We start from the raw sequence: 2,331 nt of genomic DNA on the forward strand, positions 1-2,331 counted from the left end.
CAACACCGTGTAGAAAACCTGTTGCCATTTTATACTCCTTTAAATGGTTGGCTAATGAAATGAATGGGAAAAAAATGAGGGTTGGATTTGAAATCTCACCCTTTAAAACAGTAAAACATAAGAATTTTGGTTCACTCGCATTTCAAATGCGAGTGAATAGTAAAGGGTAGCATTTCAAATGCGAGTGAATAGTAAAGGGTAGCATTTCAAATGCGAGTGAATAGTAAAGGGTAGCATTTCAAATGCGATCCTTTGAAAACAACAATATGTAAAATAATTTTTTAAAAGCATATTGACACTAATAAACCCTCATGTTAATCGAATCATAAGTGCTAGAAACACTAAACCATTAGCGGATAGGTCACGTAAGATCTCTCCCATGCATTTAAAATACTGATTGTCTTTTATGCTATTATTGGCATATAACGATTTTGTCGGGTGTAGCTATGCTATACAATACCTTCTCACGAGGGGAAGACATAGCGACGGACTAATGGCCGTGTTTCTAACGCCCGGCACCCTTGGGGGTGTCAATAGAGACATTAAAACCATTAGGAGTTCATCATGAACAATTTAGTGACAATCAACAATGATGGCATCGTTGTCACAACCTCTTTAAAAATTGCTGAGGGTGTGGGGAATACGCATAAAACAGTTATACAGTTAGTACGCAATAATCGTAAGGATTTTGAAGAGTTTGGTTCACTTGGATTTGAAATCCAAGTGAGTAAAAGAGACGGTAAAGGTGGTCAAAAGAGAGAAGTTGCTATTCTCAACGAACCACAAGCCACTCTACTCATGACCTATATGCGTAACAATGATACGGTGCGTGCGTTTAAAAAAGCACTCGTTAAAGCTTTCTATGATTTAAAAAACCAGTTAATTGATAATGACCGTGATACACGCTTTGATTTTCCAAGAAACTGGGACGAAATGGGACCTACTGAAAAAGCTGTTTATATTTATGGACCGCTTCACATGCATCTTGTTAAAGCCTTTACACTAGCAGAAGAGAGCAAACATTATAAAACGCTTGTTGAAGAAGCCAAGCGAGTTTTAGTAAGCCCTGTTGCAAAAGTAGCTTAAATTAAAAACATGATTTTATCTCCTCGCCTTGAGGCGGGGAGGTGGTTAACAGTATAAAATATCTTCACATAATACACATTATACGTATAATACGTATTATACATTAAAGATAGGATGTGCATATGAAAAAATATAGTTTTACAGATGTAAACCGCGGGGCAGGCGATATTTTAGACGAGGCTATGTCTACACCTGTAGCTTTGACAAAGCGAGGGCGTGAAAAAATCATTATGCTTCCTGTTGATTTATATCATGAATTAATAAAAGCGCGTTCTGGTGCACAATCTTTTGTTTATGCAGATGCACCGCAAAATATATTAGACGATTTAGATCGTGGTTTAGATGATATTTTAAATGGCAACGAACATGTTTAAAGCGGGGGATGTTGTTCAATATTATTATTTATCCAGTATTCCATAAAACATTATCCCTTGAGAGTGAGGAAGAGATCAAACAGCGTGAAGTGTTGGAACTTTGCTAACATTTGTTTCACGTTCAGCATGCCAAGCGTCATAATTAGCTTGCATACGTAACCATATAGCAGCTCCATCACCAAACATTTTGCCAAGACAAGCGGAAATAGCAGGAGAAACAGGCTTTTTTGCGTTCAGAATATCGTAGAGATGTTGGCGTGATATACCAAGCATCTGCGCAATTTCTGATTTTGTTTTGCCTGTCTCAGGAATAATTTCTGCTAAAACTTCTCCTGGATGAGTAGGACAACGGTTTTTATCTCTTTGTGCAGGAATGTCATTCATAACTGTATCCTTAGTGATATTGTTCAAGATCAACACGGTAAGCATTACATGAGTCAAATTCAAAGGTAATACACCATGGTCCGTTAACGTGGACAGTGTAACGAGTGGGTGAATATCCAATCAAAGAATGAAAGTTGAATCCTGGAAGATTCATATCTTCTGGTCTTTCAGAAATATCTAAACGATCAAGACGAACCATGATACGTTTTACAAGTTTCTTATCAATCTTGGATGAATTTCCCGTTTTGAATAATTCTGCCAATGTTTTGCTTTTAAACGTTTTAATCATTCTTTTATATAGCGTAAAATACTGTTAATGTCAACAAATAGCTTACATTATAAGTGCTAAAATGGAAAAAACAGTAACATCCCATTAGAAACCCTTATCGTCTAGACTTGTTTTTCTTTTCTCCACCTCATGCGTAAAGAGAAGAATAGGTGCATGGAGGGGATAAATTTGCACGTTAACATCAAGGATTTTACAAAC

Annotated in this window: 4 protein-coding genes; 2 read left to right on the plus strand and 2 right to left on the minus strand. The window is 36.7% G+C overall.

Annotated features, from left to right (window positions below; all coding sequences use genetic code 11):
- The first annotated feature begins 564 nt into the window (after window positions 1-564).
- Both ACFIK4_RS04780 and ACFIK4_RS04785 read left to right on the plus strand, forming a co-directional pair.
- Window positions 565-1,086 carry a Rha family transcriptional regulator gene (locus ACFIK4_RS04780; RefSeq protein ID WP_375675200.1) on the plus strand — a complete coding sequence of 174 codons (522 nt, stop codon included), beginning with the start codon at window positions 565-567 and terminating at the stop codon, window positions 1,084-1,086.
- 122 nt (window positions 1,087-1,208) lie between these two features.
- A complete protein-coding gene (locus ACFIK4_RS04785; RefSeq protein WP_375632903.1) occupies window positions 1,209-1,460 on the plus strand; it encodes a type II toxin-antitoxin system Phd/YefM family antitoxin in 252 nt (83 codons plus the stop codon).
- 75 nt (window positions 1,461-1,535) lie between these two features.
- Here the strand turns inward: ACFIK4_RS04785 and ACFIK4_RS04790 are convergent, their stop codons facing one another.
- Both ACFIK4_RS04790 and ACFIK4_RS04795 read right to left on the minus strand, forming a co-directional pair.
- Window positions 1,536-1,844: a HigA family addiction module antitoxin gene (locus ACFIK4_RS04790; protein WP_273721170.1), complete on the minus strand. Its 309-nt coding sequence runs from the start codon at window positions 1,842-1,844 to the stop codon at window positions 1,536-1,538.
- Between the two features lie 10 nt (window positions 1,845-1,854).
- Complete coding sequence (locus ACFIK4_RS04795) at window positions 1,855-2,133, minus strand: type II toxin-antitoxin system RelE/ParE family toxin (protein WP_375618870.1); 279 nt, start codon at window positions 2,131-2,133, stop codon at window positions 1,855-1,857.
- Window positions 2,134-2,331 lie beyond the last annotated feature (198 nt).

The organism is Bartonella sp. AP9QHHD (assembly GCF_042195625.1).
In the GTDB taxonomy this organism is placed as follows: Bacteria; Pseudomonadota; Alphaproteobacteria; order Rhizobiales; family Rhizobiaceae; genus Bartonella.